The organism is Streptomyces sp. NPDC007991, assembly GCF_042958445.1.
Classification (GTDB): domain Bacteria; phylum Actinomycetota; class Actinomycetes; order Streptomycetales; family Streptomycetaceae; genus Streptomyces.
The window spans coordinates 275,893-289,819 of the sequence record NZ_JBIBJD010000002.1 but is presented as its reverse complement, the minus strand read 5'-3'; the positions used below and the strand labels follow the sequence as shown (position 1 = coordinate 289,819).

General features: G+C 71.1%; 12 protein-coding genes and 1 tRNA gene. 7 read left to right on the top strand and 6 right to left on the bottom strand.

All coding sequences use genetic code 11. From position 1 onward, the window contains the following. Positions 1-17: 17 nt before the first annotated feature. Complete coding sequence (locus tag ACFZDA_RS05460) at positions 18-2,618, top strand: phosphoribosyltransferase domain-containing protein (protein WP_391075281.1); 2,601 nt, start codon at positions 18-20, stop codon at positions 2,616-2,618. Continuing rightward, the gene (locus tag ACFZDA_RS05455) at positions 2,618-3,427 is read left to right on the top strand and encodes an HAD family hydrolase (protein WP_391075278.1); all 810 of its coding nucleotides are present in this window, start codon (positions 2,618-2,620) and stop codon (positions 3,425-3,427) included. Before ACFZDA_RS05460 ends, ACFZDA_RS05455 begins: the two co-directional genes overlap by 1 nt. Here ACFZDA_RS05455 and ACFZDA_RS05450 read toward each other — a convergent pair. Together ACFZDA_RS05450 and ACFZDA_RS05445 are read right to left on the bottom strand one after the other, a co-directional pair. Beyond that, positions 3,424-4,116, bottom strand: coding sequence for a VTT domain-containing protein (locus ACFZDA_RS05450; protein WP_391075276.1), 693 nt, complete (start codon positions 4,114-4,116; stop codon positions 3,424-3,426). The two genes, ACFZDA_RS05455 and ACFZDA_RS05450, sit on opposite strands and share 4 nt — an antisense overlap. 62 nt (positions 4,117-4,178) lie before the next feature. Beyond that, the gene (locus ACFZDA_RS05445; protein ID WP_391075273.1) at positions 4,179-4,406 is read right to left on the bottom strand and encodes an FmdB family zinc ribbon protein; all 228 of its coding nucleotides are present in this window, start codon (positions 4,404-4,406) and stop codon (positions 4,179-4,181) included. Positions 4,407-4,655: 249 nt separating this feature from the next. Between ACFZDA_RS05445 and ACFZDA_RS05440 the strand changes: the two genes are divergently transcribed. The 3 genes from ACFZDA_RS05440 to ACFZDA_RS05430 all read left to right on the top strand — a co-directional run bounded on the left by ACFZDA_RS05440 (position 4,656) and on the right by ACFZDA_RS05430 (position 9,423). Next, positions 4,656-6,812: a transglycosylase domain-containing protein gene (locus tag ACFZDA_RS05440; protein ID WP_391076753.1), complete on the top strand. Its 2,157-nt coding sequence runs from the start codon at positions 4,656-4,658 to the stop codon at positions 6,810-6,812. 55 nt (positions 6,813-6,867) lie between these two features. Then, positions 6,868-8,145, top strand: a complete 1,278-nt coding sequence (locus ACFZDA_RS05435) for a hypothetical protein (RefSeq protein ID WP_391075270.1) — start codon at positions 6,868-6,870, stop codon at positions 8,143-8,145. A gap of 108 nt (positions 8,146-8,253) precedes the next feature. Further along, positions 8,254-9,423 carry an amidase domain-containing protein gene (locus ACFZDA_RS05430; protein ID WP_391075268.1) on the top strand — a complete coding sequence of 390 codons (1,170 nt, stop codon included), beginning with the start codon at positions 8,254-8,256 and terminating at the stop codon, positions 9,421-9,423. An 18-nt stretch (positions 9,424-9,441) separates the two neighbouring features. Here the strand turns inward: ACFZDA_RS05430 and ACFZDA_RS05425 are convergent, their stop codons facing one another. Further along, entirely contained in the window at positions 9,442-10,842 is a 1,401-nt protein-coding gene (locus tag ACFZDA_RS05425) for a hypothetical protein (protein WP_391075265.1), read from the bottom strand. Positions 10,843-10,916: 74 nt separating this feature from the next. Beyond that, positions 10,917-11,768 (bottom strand): DUF4097 family beta strand repeat-containing protein, encoded by an 852-nt coding sequence (locus ACFZDA_RS05420; protein WP_391075262.1) that lies wholly within the window; start codon positions 11,766-11,768, stop codon positions 10,917-10,919. 199 nt (positions 11,769-11,967) lie between these two features. Between ACFZDA_RS05420 and ACFZDA_RS05415 the strand changes: the two genes are divergently transcribed. After that, positions 11,968-12,039, top strand: a tRNA-Val gene (locus tag ACFZDA_RS05415). Between the two features lie 153 nt (positions 12,040-12,192). Here the strand turns inward: ACFZDA_RS05415 and ACFZDA_RS05410 are convergent. Next, positions 12,193-12,675, bottom strand: a complete 483-nt coding sequence (locus ACFZDA_RS05410) for a winged helix-turn-helix transcriptional regulator (RefSeq protein WP_391075259.1) — start codon at positions 12,673-12,675, stop codon at positions 12,193-12,195. A 93-nt stretch (positions 12,676-12,768) separates the two neighbouring features. On the opposite strand from ACFZDA_RS05410, the gene ACFZDA_RS05405 reads away from it, so the two are divergent. Beyond that, entirely contained in the window at positions 12,769-13,245 is a 477-nt protein-coding gene (locus ACFZDA_RS05405; RefSeq protein WP_391075256.1) for a rhodanese-like domain-containing protein, read from the top strand. Here the strand turns inward: ACFZDA_RS05405 and ACFZDA_RS05400 are convergent. After that, complete coding sequence (locus ACFZDA_RS05400) at positions 13,239-13,775, bottom strand: hypothetical protein (RefSeq protein ID WP_391075253.1); 537 nt, start codon at positions 13,773-13,775, stop codon at positions 13,239-13,241. The genes ACFZDA_RS05405 and ACFZDA_RS05400 overlap by 7 nt on opposite strands. Positions 13,776-13,927: the final 152 nt, after the last annotated feature.

Below are 13,927 nucleotides of genomic sequence, written 5' to 3'. Positions count from 1 at the left end.
TTCGACGCAGGGAATTCATGGAGAAGGCAGTGAACGAGGGGCCGCACGACCAGGTGCGCGACGGCGACGGTGTCTGGTCGGGCAGCTGGGTCGCCGAGCGGCTCGGCGTCGAGCTCGTCGGCGACGACCGGCTGACCGACCTGCTGGGACTGGCGCTGCGCCGCAACCCCAAGCGGGCCCACCTGCTGGTGTCGAACGTGCTGGGCAAGCACGTCCCGCAGTCACCGTCCGTGGTCTACGGCTACGGTTTCGAGCTGGGACGCCGCGTGCGGGCCCTGCTGGGTGCCGAGGAGGCGGGGCGCGCGGTCGTCCTCGGCTACGCCGAGACCGCGACCGGCCTCGGCCACTGCGTCGCCGACGGTCTGGGCCTCGCCCCCTACCTGCACTCCACCCGCCGCCCCGTCGCCGGTGTCGACCCGGCCGGCGGCTTCGAGGAGTCCCACTCGCACGCGACCTCGCACCTGCTGTTGCCAAAGGACCCCGCGCTGCTCACCGGCGACGGGCCGCTGGTGCTGGTCGACGACGAGTTCTCCACGGGGAACACGGTGCTGAACACCGTGCGGGATCTTCATGCGCGGTATCCGCGGCGGCGGTATGTCGTGGTGGCGCTGGTGGACATGCGGTCGGCTGCCGACGCGGGCCGGCTGGAGGAGTTCGCGAGGGAGATCGGCGCGCGGGTGGATCTCGTGGCGGCGGCCTCGGGCACGGTACGGCTGCCGGAGGGGGTGCTGGAGAAGGGGCGGGAGCTGGTGGCGCGGTACGAGGCGGAGAGTGCCGCGAGGGGTGATCGGTCGTCTGCGGGAGCGTCGTGGCCGGTCGCGCAGTTCCCCGCGCCCCTGGAGGACGTTGCCCCAGGGGCGCGGGGAACTGCGCGATCAGCCCCCACCGGTCCGCACCCGGACGGCAACGGCACCGACCCCCACGTCACCCGCGTGGACCTGCACTGGCCCGCCGACCTGCCGGACGGCGGACGGCACGGGTTCACCTCAGCGCACCGGACACGGCTGGAGGCCGTCCTGCCGGGTATGGCCGCACGGCTTTCCGAGGCGCTCCCCCGGAACACACGCCGCGTGCTCGTACTCGGCTTCGAGGAGCTGATGTACGCCCCGCTCAGGCTGGCCCGGGAGCTGGAGCGGATCACCGACATCGAGGTCCGCTACTCGACCACGACCCGCTCGCCCGTCCTCGCCGTCGACGACCCCGGCTACGCGATACGCACCCACCTGCGCTTCCCCGCCCACGACGACCCCGCCGACGGGCCGGGCGAGCGGTACGCCTACAACGTCGCGGGGGCCGGCTTCGACGCCGTGATCGCCGTCGTCGACTCGGCCGCGGACACGCCCCCGCTGCACGCGCCCGACGGACTGCTGGCGCAGCTCGCCGCACACACGCCACAGGTCCTCCTCGCCGTCGTACCGTCGTATGCCCCAACGGCCCCGCACGCCCCCGAAAGGCCCTCCATGCTGCCCGAGCCCCTCCGCGGCCCCGCCTTCTCCTCGTACGCCCCCGAGGAGGTCGGCTGGCTGCTCCAGGACCTCTCGGACGTGACGCTGGAGGCGCCGACCGAGGAGCGCGAGGAGGCCATCCAGAGCGGCGGCGCGCACTACGCCGAGTCGCTGCCCGTGGAGTACCAGCCGAGCGAGGAGTACCAGCAGCTGTTCCACGCCGCGCTGGAGGACTCGGCGGCCCGCATCGCCCAGGCGGTCGGCGTGGTCACCGAGACCGTCCTGGCCGAGCGGTCGCCCCGCCCGGTCCTGGTCTCCCTGGCCCGCGCGGGCACCCCGATCGGCATCCTGATGCGCCGCTGGGCCCAGCACCGGCACGGCCTCGACCTGCCGCACTACGCCGTGTCGATCGTGCGCGGCCGCGGCATCGACGCCAACGCGCTGCGCTGGCTCGCCCGGCACCACGACCCCCGGGACGTCGTCTTCGTCGACGGCTGGACCGGCAAGGGCGCCATCACCCGCGAACTGGCGCAGGCCCTGGAGGAGTTCGAGCAGTCCGACGGCGTCACCGGCTTCAGCCCCGAGATCGCCGTCCTGGCCGACCCGGGCTCCTGCGTAGGGACCTACGGCACCCGCGAGGACTTCCTCATCCCCTCCGCCTGCCTCAACTCGACCGTGTCCGGCCTGATCTCGCGGACCGTGCTGCGGGCGGACCTGGTCGGACCGCACGACTTCCACGGCGCCAAGTTCTACCGCGAACTCGCGGGCAACGACGTCTCGGTGACCTTCCTGGACGCCGTCTCCGCCCGCTTCCCCGAGGTCACCGACGCCGCCTGTGCCCAGGCCAAGGAGCTGCTCGCCGCCGACCGCTCGCCCACCTGGGAGGGCTGGGCCGCCGTCGAGCGCATCAGCGAGGAGTACGGCATCCACGACGTGAACCTCGTCAAGCCCGGCGTCGGCGAGACCACCCGGGTGATGCTGCGCCGCGTGCCCTGGAAGGTCCTGGCACGCGGCGGGGCGGGCAGCGACCTCGACCACGTCCGCCTGCTGGCCGGGCAACGCGGCGTGCCCGTCGAGGAGGTGGCCGAGCTGCCGTACACCTGCGTCGGCCTGATCCACCCCCGGTACACCCGGGGCGCGACCGGCGCCGACGGCAAGGCGGTGACTCTCTGATGCCCGTACTCGTCGCCAGCGACCTCGACCGCACCCTGATCTACTCCGCCGCCGCCCTGGCGCTGACCATGCCGGACGCGCGGGCGCCGCGGCTGCTGTGCGTGGAGGTGCACGAGAGCAGACCGCTGTCGTACATGACGGAGACGGCGGCCCAGCTCCTGACCGACCTCGGTGACGCCGCCGTGTTCGTGCCGACGACGACCCGCACGCGCAAGCAGTACCTGCGCATCAACCTGCCGGGCCCCGCGCCCGCCTACGCGATCTGCGCGAACGGCGGCCACATCCTGGTGGACGGCGTGTCCGACCCCGACTGGCACGCACAGGTGACCGCGCGGCTGGCCGACCGGTGCGCGCCCCTGGCCGAGGTGCAGGAACACCTGCTCAGGGCCGCCGACCCGGTCTGGGTGCGCAAGCACCGCGTCGCCGACGACCTCTTCGCCTACCTCGTCGTCGAGCGTGAACTGCTCGACGAGGACTGGGTGAAGGAACTCGCGGTCTGGGCGGAGAACCGCGGCTGGACCGTGTCCCTCCAGGGCCGCAAGATCTACGCCGTGCCCAAGCCGCTCACCAAGAGCGCGGCGATGCGCGAGATCGCCCGGAGGACCGGCGCCGCTCTCACCCTCGCCGCCGGCGACTCCCTGCTCGACGCCGACCTGCTCCTCGCGGCGGACCAGGGCTGGCGCCCGGGCCATGGGGAGCTGGCCGACACCGGCTGGACGGCTCCCGCGATCAGGGCCCTTCCCGAGCGGGGCGTGCTTGCGGGGGAGCGGATCCTGCGGGAGCTTCTGCGGACGGTTCGGGGGGCCTAGGAGCTCGGGGAGTGCGGCGGCTGTGCGGGTGCTGCTGTGGTGTGGCTCGTCGCGCAGTTCCCCGCGCCCCTTCCGGGGCGTCGTAGCAGCCGTGTCCCGGCGAAGACCGCCACTGCCAGGGCGGCCAGGGCCAGGACCACCTTCGAGTAGGTGGAGACGACGGCCGTGACCTCGTGCCAGTTCGCGCCCAGGAGGTAGCCCGCGAGCACGAAAACCGTGTTCCAGATCGCGCTGCCCAGGGTGGTCAGCCCCAGGAACACCGGCAGGCGCATGCGCTCCACGCCCGCCGGCACGGAGATCAGGCTGCGGAAGATCGGGATCATCCGGCCGAAGAACACCGCCTTCGTGCCGTGCTTCAGGAACCAGGCTTCGGTCTTCTCGATGTCGGAGACCTTCACCAGCGGCAGCCGCGCCGCTATCGCCACCGTCCGGTCACGGCCGAGCAGCGCACCGATGCCGTACAGCGCGAGCGCGCCGATCACCGACCCGGCCGTCGTCCACAGCAGGACCGCGAGCAGTCCCATCCGCCCGCTGCTCGCGGCGAACCCGGCGAGGGGCAGGATGACCTCGCTGGGCAGCGGCGGGAACAGGTTCTCCAGGGCGATGGCGAGACCGGCACCCGGCGCGCCCAGCGCGTCCATCAGGTCGTTGACCCACTGCGGCCCGGTGTCCGCTGCTATGGCTGTCATGCCGCCACGCTAGGGAACCGAAGCTGAAGGGTTCCTGAGGAGAGGACTCCCGGGGAAAAGGGTCAGCCGCAGCAGCCGCCTCCGCAGCAGCCGCCCCCACCGCCGCCGCCGGTCGAGCGGGGCGCCGCTGCCGGGGCGGAGGCGGAGCCGCCGACCGCGACCGTGGAGAGGAGCTTCACCGTGTCGTCATGACCTGAGGGGCAGGCCGTGGGGGCGGAGGACTCGGCCATGGGACGGCTGCGTTCGAAGGTGTCGCCGCAGGTCCGGCAGCGGTACTCGTAGCGAGGCATGGGGACAGACTAATCCGCGCCGACGGAAATCCCGCCCTTCGGGATTCCTTTTGATCACTCTTGCCACACCAGTGTGGAGGAACTGTAAAGGCCGCTGATAGCTTTCGATCGCCACGAGGAGCCGCAAGGCGGGGGGACATGAGGGCTCGTTGCCGTCGACCACGGCAGCCATGCCCTTCCGCGTGAGCACCACCGTGAGCGGGAGGGAGACAAACCGTGTACAAGGCTGGGCGGGAACCGGACGAGACCATGCAGTTGAAGGTCCCCGCTTCCATGAACGCGGACGAGACCGTGCTCTTACGCACCGTCGAAGGGGCCGCCACCCACAACGCGAACCCGTCCTCCGCCACGGCCCCGGACGGCAGCGCCCCCGGCAGGCCTGGCCACCGGCGCAGGGCTCCCCGGCCTTCCCCCCTGTCCCGGATCCCCGCCGCAGGCCCCAGGCTGACCCGACTCGTCACCCGCGTCGGGTCCCACGCCCGCCGCCTCCGCCCCCGTTACCCGCACGCCGACCGCACCGGCTGGCGCCGCTGGGCGCCTTCCTGGCGGCAGTGGCTCGGTACCGCGCTGACGTCCGCGGGCCTGGCCGTCGTCCTCCTGGGCTCCGCCTACGCCGCCACGGACATTCCGGAGAACCTCAACTCGTACGCCACCCAGCAGGACAACGTCTACTTCTGGTCCGACGGGACGCCCATGGCACGCACCGGCTGGGTGCGGCGGCAGGACATGCCGCTGGAGGACATCCCCGAGGACGTCCGCGACGCGGTCCTGGCGGCGGAGAACGCGAGCTTCTACAGCGACCCCGGCATATCCTTCAGCGGCCTCGCCCGTGCCCTGTGGCGCACCGTCGGCCAGGGGGACACCCAGGGCGGTTCCACCATCACCCAGCAGTACGTCAAGAACGTCTACCTCAACCCGGACCGCTCGGTGGGCCGCAAGTTCACCGAGGCGATGCTCGCCCTCAAGCTCGACAACGGGATGAGCAAGGACGACATCCTCGAGGGCTACCTCAACACCAGCTGGTTCGGCCGCGGCACCTACGGCATCCAGCGCGCCGCCCAGGCCTACTACGGCAAGGACGTCGGCGAACTCGACGCCGGTGAGGCCGCCTACCTCGCCTCCCTCCTCAAGGGCGCCGCGCTCTACGACCCGGCCCTGAGCAAGGCCAACCACGCCCGGGCGGTGGAGCGCTGGTCCTGGATCCTCGACCGCATGGTCGACACCGGCGCGCTGTCGAAGTCCGAGCGGGCCCGCTACAAGGAGTTCCCCGAGCCGCTGAAGCGGGCGCCCGGGTACGACACCGGCAAGCAGAGCGACTATCTCGTCGAACTGGCCGCCCAGTACGCCAAGAAGGCGGCGCACCTGTCGGCCAGGGAGTTCGACCTCGGCGGCTACCAGATCTACACGACCTTCGACCGCAGGCAGGAGACCGCGCTCACCGACGCCGTCGACAAGGCCCGCGAGCAGGCACGGAAGGACGACGCGGCCAAGGCGAAGTCCCTGCACTTCGGCGCCGCGTCGGTGGCCACCGACGGGCGCATCCTCGCCGTCCACGGCGGCCCCGACCACCGCGAACAGGGCTACAACGAGTCGAACGCCACCACCGTCCCCGCCGGTTCGGCCTTCCTGCCGTTCGTCTACGCCGCCGCCCTGGAGAACGGAGTGCACAAGACCCGTGAGGGCCCCGCGACCGAGGTGACCCCCCAGACGCTGTACGACGGGGACGACGGCATCCGCGTCATGACACCCGAGGGGCCCTACTGGGACCGCGGCGGCAAGCAGGTCACCTCCCGCAACGACGGCGGGAAGTCCTATGGGCGCATCAGCCTGAGCCGGGCGCTCGCCCTGTCGGTGAACACGCCGTTCATGCAGCTCGGCATGGACACCGGCCTGGACACGGTGCGGGACACCGCCCAGCGGGCCGGCCTGCTCCCCTCCAGCTTCGGCCCGCAGGTGCCCGCGATGTCCCTGGGCAGTGCCACGCCCAGCGCGATCCGCATGGCGAGCGGATACACCACGTTCGCCGCTGCCGGCCGGCACGTCGAGCCGTACTCGGTGGCCCGGATCACCCGCAACGGCTCCGAGGTCGCGCTGACCAAGCCCGCGTCCCGCCGTGCGGTGAAGGCGACCGTGGCCGAGGCGGTCCAGTCCGCCCTCACCGACGCCTTCCGCACCGCCCGACCGGGTGCGGCCACCACCGCCACGGTGGCCGGGAAGGCGGGCACCACGCAGAACGACACCGCCGCCTGGTACATCGGCACGGCCAACTCCGTGTCGACGGCCGTGGTGGCCTACCGCATCGACCTCGCCAAGAGCCTCGAACCGCTGCCGTTGAAGGGGATCGCGGGCTCCCCCGGCGACAGCGTCCCGTACCGCATCTGGTCCGGTGCCCGCGGCATCGGCTGAGCCCCGCCCAGAACCGTTCTGTCCCCCCACTCCCCCCTCGCAGAATGAGCCGCGCATGAAACCGCCGTCCGGCCGCCGCCGCCGACCCCGCGCACCCCGCCGCACCACGCCCCCCGGGGTGCTGACCCTGGCGTCCCTTCTCGTCATCGCGTCCCTGGTCGCGGGCTATCTGGTCCTGACCCGCTCGGACACCACCGCCCCGACCGCCTCCTCCGGGGCCCGCAAGGGGTCCCCCGCCAAGCCGGACCAGGAGCCCCGGTGGGACGGCAGGACGAAGGTCCTGGGAGACGGCTCCACCTCCTACACCGGCCCGCAGCGCGGGCAGTTGAAGCCGGTTCCGCTCAAGCCGGGCGAGAAGCCGCCCCAGTTCGTGGTCTTCTCCTGGGACGGCGCGCTGCAGGGCGACGACGGGCTCTTCTCGCACTACCGGGAGCTGGCCAGGGAGTACGACGCTCACATGACCTTCTTCCTCACCGGCATCTACCTGCTGCCCAGGGACAAGAAGGAGCTCTACTCCCCGCCCCGGCACGCCAAGGGCTCGGCGGCGATCAGCTTCGCCACCGACGAGCACATCCGCACCACGCTGGACCAACTCGGCAAGGCGTGGCAGGACGGCAACGAGATCGGCACCCACTTCAACGGCCACTTCTGCGGCAAGAAGGGCGGCGGCGACTGGAGCGTCGCCGAGTGGAAGAGCGAGATCGACCAGTTCTACGACTTCACCGAGAACTGGAAGACCAACACCGGCTTCCAGGACGTCGACCCCCTGCCGTTCGACATCAGGAAGGAGGTCACCGGCGGCCGCGCGCCCTGCCTGGAGGGCCAGAAGAACCTGCTGAAGGCCGCCGAGGGGTACCACTGGCGCTACGACGCCAGCTCCGCGGGCGACTTCCAGATATGGCCCGGCAAGCAGAACGGCATCTGGGACTTCCCGCTGCAGATGCTCCCGTACGACGGCGGCACCTACCAGGGCCTGTCGATGGACTTCAACTTCCTCTACAACCAGTCCGACGGCGAGACCGAGGGCGACCCGGCGAACTACCCGCGGTGGGAACAGCAGACCGTCGCCTCCTACATGTCCGGCTTCAACCGCGTGTACTACGGCAGCCGGGCCCCGCTGTTCATCGGCAACCACTTCGAGGACTGGAACGGCGGCATCTACATGCGGGCCGTCGACCGGGTCATCAAGGACATGTGCACCAAGAAGGACGTCAAGTGCGTGTCCTTCCGGGAACTGGCCGACTGGCTCGACGTGCAGAGGCCCGGGACCTTGCAGCGGCTGCGCGGCCTGGACCCGGCGCAGTCGCCGGACTGGTCGACGGTCGTGAAGTGATCAGGTTCAGAAGTAACAGACGCAACACCCTTCACAGTAGCCACACATTTCATGCGAAGATCTCCTACCCCGGCAACCCTTGGCCGGGGCAAGAGGGGAAACACACCAGTGAAATCAAGGAAATTGAGCGGGACGCGCCGTCGCGTCACGATACTCGGGGCGGCGGCGACCTCGGTCGTCGCCGGAGTCGCCCTGCTGCCCAACTGGAGCGCCGGCGCGGCGGTCAGCGACGACCCGACGGTGGACGCCCAGACCAGGGCCACCTTCCAGCGGCTGGCGGATGCGGTCTTCACCGACCGCACCAACGCCCTGGTCGACGGCGGGCGGACCGGCGCGGACAAGCCGCTCGCCGACGGTTTCTCCGGCGACGTCACGCTGTCCTCCGGCACGGCCCGCACCGAGGACGCCACCCTGTCCGCGCTGGAGCGGCGCAAGGAGAAGCTGGCGAAGGCCGGCGAGAGGTACGGCAGGGCCGGCACCACCGTCACCCTGAACGCCACACGGGTGACGGGCCGTACGGCCACGGCGGAGGTCACCGAGACCACGACCCTGACCTACGCCCGGCCCCGTGGCGACGCGCCGAAGACCACCGCCTTCCAGGCGCGGCACGAGCTGACCTTCAAGGCCGACCGGCAGGGCGACTGGCAGCTGACCGGCATCCGCGACGCCGACCAGGACGGTCTCGCCGTGAACACGCTCTCCAGGCCGGCCCCCGTCAAGGCGACCGCTGCCGACAACGACACGCCGAACGCCCCGCGCGCGGCGATCACCCGCAACCCGGCCGCCGACCCGAAGACCGGCACGACGTACGACTACAAGGCCATGGCGGCCTACGCCGAGAAGTACTGGAACGTCTACAACAAGGACTACCCGGACTTCAGCGGCCACGGCGCAGGCGGTGACTGCACCAACTTCGTCAGCCAGTCCCTGAAGGCGGGCGGCTGGAAGCACGCCCCCGGCTACGTGTACGACTACACCAAGTGGTTCGGCAACGCCGACATCCAGTCGGACTCCTTCGTCGGCGTCAACGAGTGGTCCTGGTTCGCCCAGAACTCCAAGCGGACCAAGCCGCTCGCCAACGTCTTCCAGCTGGAGGTCGGTGACGTCCTCCAGATGGACTTCGACAGGGACGGGTCCAAGGACCACACCATGATCGTCACGTACAGGAGCGGCGGTGTGCCGTACGTGACCTACCACTCCAACAACACCCTCCGCAGGTCGGTGGCGAGCCTCGTCGCGTCGTATCCGAACGCGTACTACTACGCCTACCGCACCTAGACCGGACGGGGGCCGGGCTCAGTGTCCGGCCCCGCGCTCCTCGCGGATCTCGGAGACCACGTGGGCCACGGCCCGGCGGACCGCTTCCGTTTCCGTGAGGAAGTGCCAGTAGTCGGGGTGGCGGCCGTCGAGGGTGGCGATGGCCCGTTCCAGGCGGGACACCGCGTCGTCCAGCGGCCGGGCGTGGCGCGGGTCGGGGGTGTTGCGGCCGGCCATGGCCAGGCGCTGGGCGTCGCGGATGGCGAAGCGGGTGCGCTCGATCTCCTGCTGGGGGTCCTTCTGCACGGCGTTCAGGCGGTGCAGGCGGTCGCCGGCGGCCGAGACGGCCTCGTCGGTGGTGTTCAGCAGGGCTCGTACGGTCGACAGCAGGGCCGTGGCATCGGGCCAGCGCTGTTCGTCGCGGGCGGACTGGGCCTCGGCCAGTTTCCTCTCGGCCTGGCGTACGTTCTCGGCGGCGACGCCGGGGACGCCTTGCAGGTCCTGCCAGCAGGCCACGCTGAAACGGCGGCGCAGTTCGCTCAGGATCGGCTCGACCTGCTCGGAGCGGGTGGTGAGGGCCTGGGCGCGGGTGCGCAGGGAGACCAGCCGGTGATCGATCTCGGCGGCGCGCTCCGGAAGCCGCTCGGCCTCCACACGGACCGCTTCGGCCCCGCGGGTGACCTGCTCGGCCCGCTCCAGGGTCTGCGGTACGCCGTGCTGCCCGGCGCCCTGGTTCAGCTTGGTGAGCTCGGGGGAGAGGGCGGCGAGACGGGCGGCGAGATCGTCGGCCTGCAGCCCTGTCGCCCGTACGGAGTCGAGGGCGTTGGAGGCGGCGAGCAGGGCCTGACGAGCGCGTTCGACCGCCGGGGCGAGGCGGGCCAGCTGGGTCTCGGCCTTGCCGAGCAGCGGCCCGAGGCCCTCGGTGAACCGGTCCAGCTCCTGCTTGACCCGGCCGAGCTCCTCCTTGGCGGCGGTCAGCTCGGTGCGGGCGCGGGAGGCGGCCGAGGCCTCCAGGTCGTCGCGGTCGAGGTCGTGGGCGTCGACGGCGTTGATGTACTGGCGGCTGGCCTCGTCGATGCGCCGGCCGAGCGCGTCGAAGTCGGCGACGGCACGCCGGGCGGCGTGGGAGTTGTCGACGGCGGTGATCGTCTCGATCGAGATGCGCAGGTCGCGCTGGGCGGTGTCGAGCTCGTAGAAGGCGGCCGCGGCGGCGTCCTTCGCGGCCTGTGCCTCGGCCCGCTGGCTCTCGGCACGGCCGCCGAACCAGCGCCGGGTGCCCCCGCCCGCGAAGGCGGCGGGCAGCGCCAGTGCGGCCAGCAGGGGCAGCCCCATCAGGGTGAGCGCGTCCCGGACCGGGCCCGGGGCGCGGGGGAGGCGGCGGCGCGGGCGGTGTGCGCGCGGCAGCGACGGCGAGTACGGCTGCGCTGGAGTCGCCGTCACATCCCTCTCCCGTGCTGTGGTCACCCTGCCCGGTTGTCATTCTCCCACCGGTTAAGGACGAACACACGGGCCGGTTAGTTCGCCGTTCGGACCGTCACTTTGCCGTCGCCGGTGTGGGCGGACACCACATGGGAGCTGCTCTCGTCGCGGGGGACGGACACATCCACGCCGCCGTCACCGGTTTCGGTGGTCACGCGGTAGGCGGCCTCGGGCAGCGCGATGGTCACGGAACCGTCGCCGCTGCGGGACTCGACGCGGTCCGGTACGGCGCCGAGTTCCAGGCGGACCGAGCCGTCGCCGGTGTGGGTGCGGACGTCACGGGAGGAGACGTCCGCCCGGATGGATCCGTCGCCGGTGCGCATCCGAAGGGGGCCGGTGGTGCCGGTGACGCGGACGGAGCCGTCGCCGGTACGGATGTTCAAGGGGCCGGTGGTGTCGGTGACGCGGACCGAGCCGTCGCCGGTGCGGATGTCCAGGGGGTCCCGGAAGCCGTGGGCGCGCACGCTGCCGTCGTCGTCCCGGACCTTCACGGTGACGCCCCGCGGTACCTCTATGCGGTGCTTGGCCGAGCAGTCGACGACGAATCCCGAGCACTTCAGCCGCAGCACCAGCCGGTCGTCCCGCAGGGACCAGGTGGCCCGGGGCTCCTTGCCGACGACGACCGAGCCCTGGAACCACCGGGTGACCTCGATCCTGCCGGACGGGTTCTTGTCGGCGGCGACGATCTCGAGGGCCGAGTCGTCGGAGTCGACGGTGAGCGTGCGGCTCCGCAGGTCGAAGGACCGGCGGTCGGGGTCGGTGTCGTCCCCCGCGGACGCGCCGCAGGCGCTGAGACCGGCGATGAGCACTACGACGGCACCGGCGACGGCGACCGCGCGGGCCGGGACTGTGCGGGTGGTGCCGGCGGTGCGGGTGGTGCGGGCCATGACGATCTCCCCCTGGACGGACGACGAGCGCTTTCGAGCGCTCTACGACCGTATGGATTCAGGCCCCGCCGGGGGATCCGGACCGCTCCCGGAACGACGGTGGGGTTAACCCCCGGGCCGCCCCGCGAATCGGGTTTGCGGGACCGCGCCCCGGGCAATGTAGGCTGTCGACTCGTCCTGGGCGCGTGGCCCGGGAGTCGGGTGCGTAGCTCAGGGGTAGAGCGCCTGCCTTACAAGCAGGATGTCGGCGGTTCGAAACCGTCCGCGCCCACGGTACGGAGCAGCAGGCCAGAGGTCCCTCGGGAAACTCCCTGAGGGGCCTCTCCCGTGATCGACATCCGACGAACCGAGAGGTCCACAGGGACGTGGTCCGATCCTCCCTGATCGAATGGCGCGGGGCGGGACGGAGGGCCTGTCTGATGGGTCAGCCGCCGGACCCGCCGGACGGTTCCTGGGACACGACAGTCGTTATTGAGCGGCTTGGAAGCGGGCTGGAGTAGACGACGCTCGTGGCGACGGAGCCCAGAGCGGCGATGCGGCCCGTGGTGCGTTCCAGGTCGCGCATCGAGCGAGCGACAACCTTGAGGACGAAGCAGTCCTCGCCCGTTACATGGTGGGCCTCCACGATCTCGGGTGTGGTGTCGAGCAGGTCGTGGAACGGCTTGTAGTTGCCAGTGGGGTAGCGCAGGCGGACGAAAGCAAGGATGTCGAGCCCCAGGGCCTCGGGGCTCACGACGGCGGAGTAGCCGGAGACGACCCCGCACTCCTCCAGCCGTCGGACTCGTTCAGTGACGGCGCTCGGCGACATGGAGACGCTACGGGCCAACTCGGCATAACTGGCACGCCCGTTGCGTTGCAGGGCTTCCAGGATTCGGAAATCGGTAGCGTCAAGAGGATCAACGGCCATAGCCGATAATTACCACGGAGTCCACGGCGAAGGGCGAGCAAAGCCGTGGATCGTGGGTTCTGAGGGAAGGGGCGGAGGCATAGCGTCCAGGGCATGACCAAGACCCAGATCAGCGCCGCCCTTCGGGTGCCGCCGGCGACACCCGACGAGGCGACCGCCTTCTTCACCGCACGCCTCGCCTTCCAGGCAGATGTGTCCGATGTCCATGCCTCGCTGCAGTCCGGCGACCCGGGCTTCGTGCTCGTCGACTCGCGGGGAGATGCCGCGTGGGCGCAGGCGCATGTGCCGGGTGCGGTGCACCTGCCCAGCGCCGACATCCCGGAGCGCGCCGCGAGCCTGTTGGATTCGGCGGTTCCGATCATCACGTACTGCTGGGGGCCTGGATGTGACGGCGCGACCCGTGCTGCGCTCGCCCTTGCCCAGCTCGGCTATCGCGTCAAGGAGATGATCGGCGGGATCGAGTACTGGATCCGCGAAGGGCTACCCGTCGAGGGGGCGGACGGCGTTGAGCGGCGGGCGGTCGACCCGTTGACGGCACCGGTCGGGTCCGCCCTCTGCGCTTGTCAGTAGTTCGCGTTGGCGAGTAGCTCGCCGTCCTTGTCGTACACGGTCACGAGGCCGTTCTTGGACTCGTAGCACGATGTGAACGCGGAAGCGATGAGCTTGCCCTCGCCTTGGTGCGGGCCCATCAGGCCGCCGGTGAAGTCGGTGAAGACTTCCGCGGCGTCGAGGATGTCGTTGCGCTTGTCCGCGCCGGTCACCTTGGTGACGTGCTTGACTGCCGCCTTCTCGGTGTCCGTGCCGTTCTTCGCGACGCAGGTCCGGAACTGCTCGGCCTCGGGTTTCTCGTCGGCCCGCTCGGCCTTCTCGGCCCTGTCGTCCTTGGGCTTGCTGTCGGCGGCGACGGCCTTGTCCTTGCTTGAGGTGTCGTCGCTGTCGGCGCTTTTGCCGCCCGTGGCGACGCCGGCGATGACGAAGAGAGCGATGATGCCCGCGCAGCCGAGGCCCGTGATCTTTCCGGCACTGCGCTTCTTCGGCGGCTGGGGCGCCGGGGCGCCGTACCCCGGCTGCCGCGGGTGCTGCGGGTGCTGCTGGCTCATGAGTTCCACCTCGAGATCATTCGTGTCGTGCGGGTGCATGACCTGTGGAGGCGGAGTGCAGTTGTAGAAGGGCGAACGAGTTCACCCGATCGGGTCGCGGGCGGCCGCACGCCCGATGGGGGGCCGCATGTCCGTGCGGCCCCCCGCGAGAT

Excerpts from the sequence above, each read along its gene's own strand:
- ACFZDA_RS05460 (WP_391075281.1), top strand. The coding sequence starts at position 18 with ATGGAGAAGGCAGTGAACGAGGGGCCGCACGACCAGGTGCGCGACGGC.
- ACFZDA_RS05455 (WP_391075278.1), top strand. The coding sequence starts at position 2,618 with ATGCCCGTACTCGTCGCCAGCGACCTCGACCGCACCCTGATCTACTCC.
- ACFZDA_RS05450 (WP_391075276.1), bottom strand. The coding sequence starts at position 4,116 with ATGACAGCCATAGCAGCGGACACCGGGCCGCAGTGGGTCAACGACCTG.
- ACFZDA_RS05445 (WP_391075273.1), bottom strand. The coding sequence starts at position 4,406 with ATGCCTCGCTACGAGTACCGCTGCCGGACCTGCGGCGACACCTTCGAA.
- ACFZDA_RS05440 (WP_391076753.1), top strand. The coding sequence starts at position 4,656 with ATGCAGTTGAAGGTCCCCGCTTCCATGAACGCGGACGAGACCGTGCTC.
- ACFZDA_RS05435 (WP_391075270.1), top strand. The coding sequence starts at position 6,868 with ATGAAACCGCCGTCCGGCCGCCGCCGCCGACCCCGCGCACCCCGCCGC.
- ACFZDA_RS05420 (WP_391075262.1), bottom strand. The coding sequence starts at position 11,768 with ATGGCCCGCACCACCCGCACCGCCGGCACCACCCGCACAGTCCCGGCC.
- ACFZDA_RS05410 (WP_391075259.1), bottom strand. The coding sequence starts at position 12,675 with ATGGCCGTTGATCCTCTTGACGCTACCGATTTCCGAATCCTGGAAGCC.
- ACFZDA_RS05405 (WP_391075256.1), top strand. The coding sequence starts at position 12,769 with ATGACCAAGACCCAGATCAGCGCCGCCCTTCGGGTGCCGCCGGCGACA.
- ACFZDA_RS05400 (WP_391075253.1), bottom strand. The coding sequence starts at position 13,775 with ATGAGCCAGCAGCACCCGCAGCACCCGCGGCAGCCGGGGTACGGCGCC.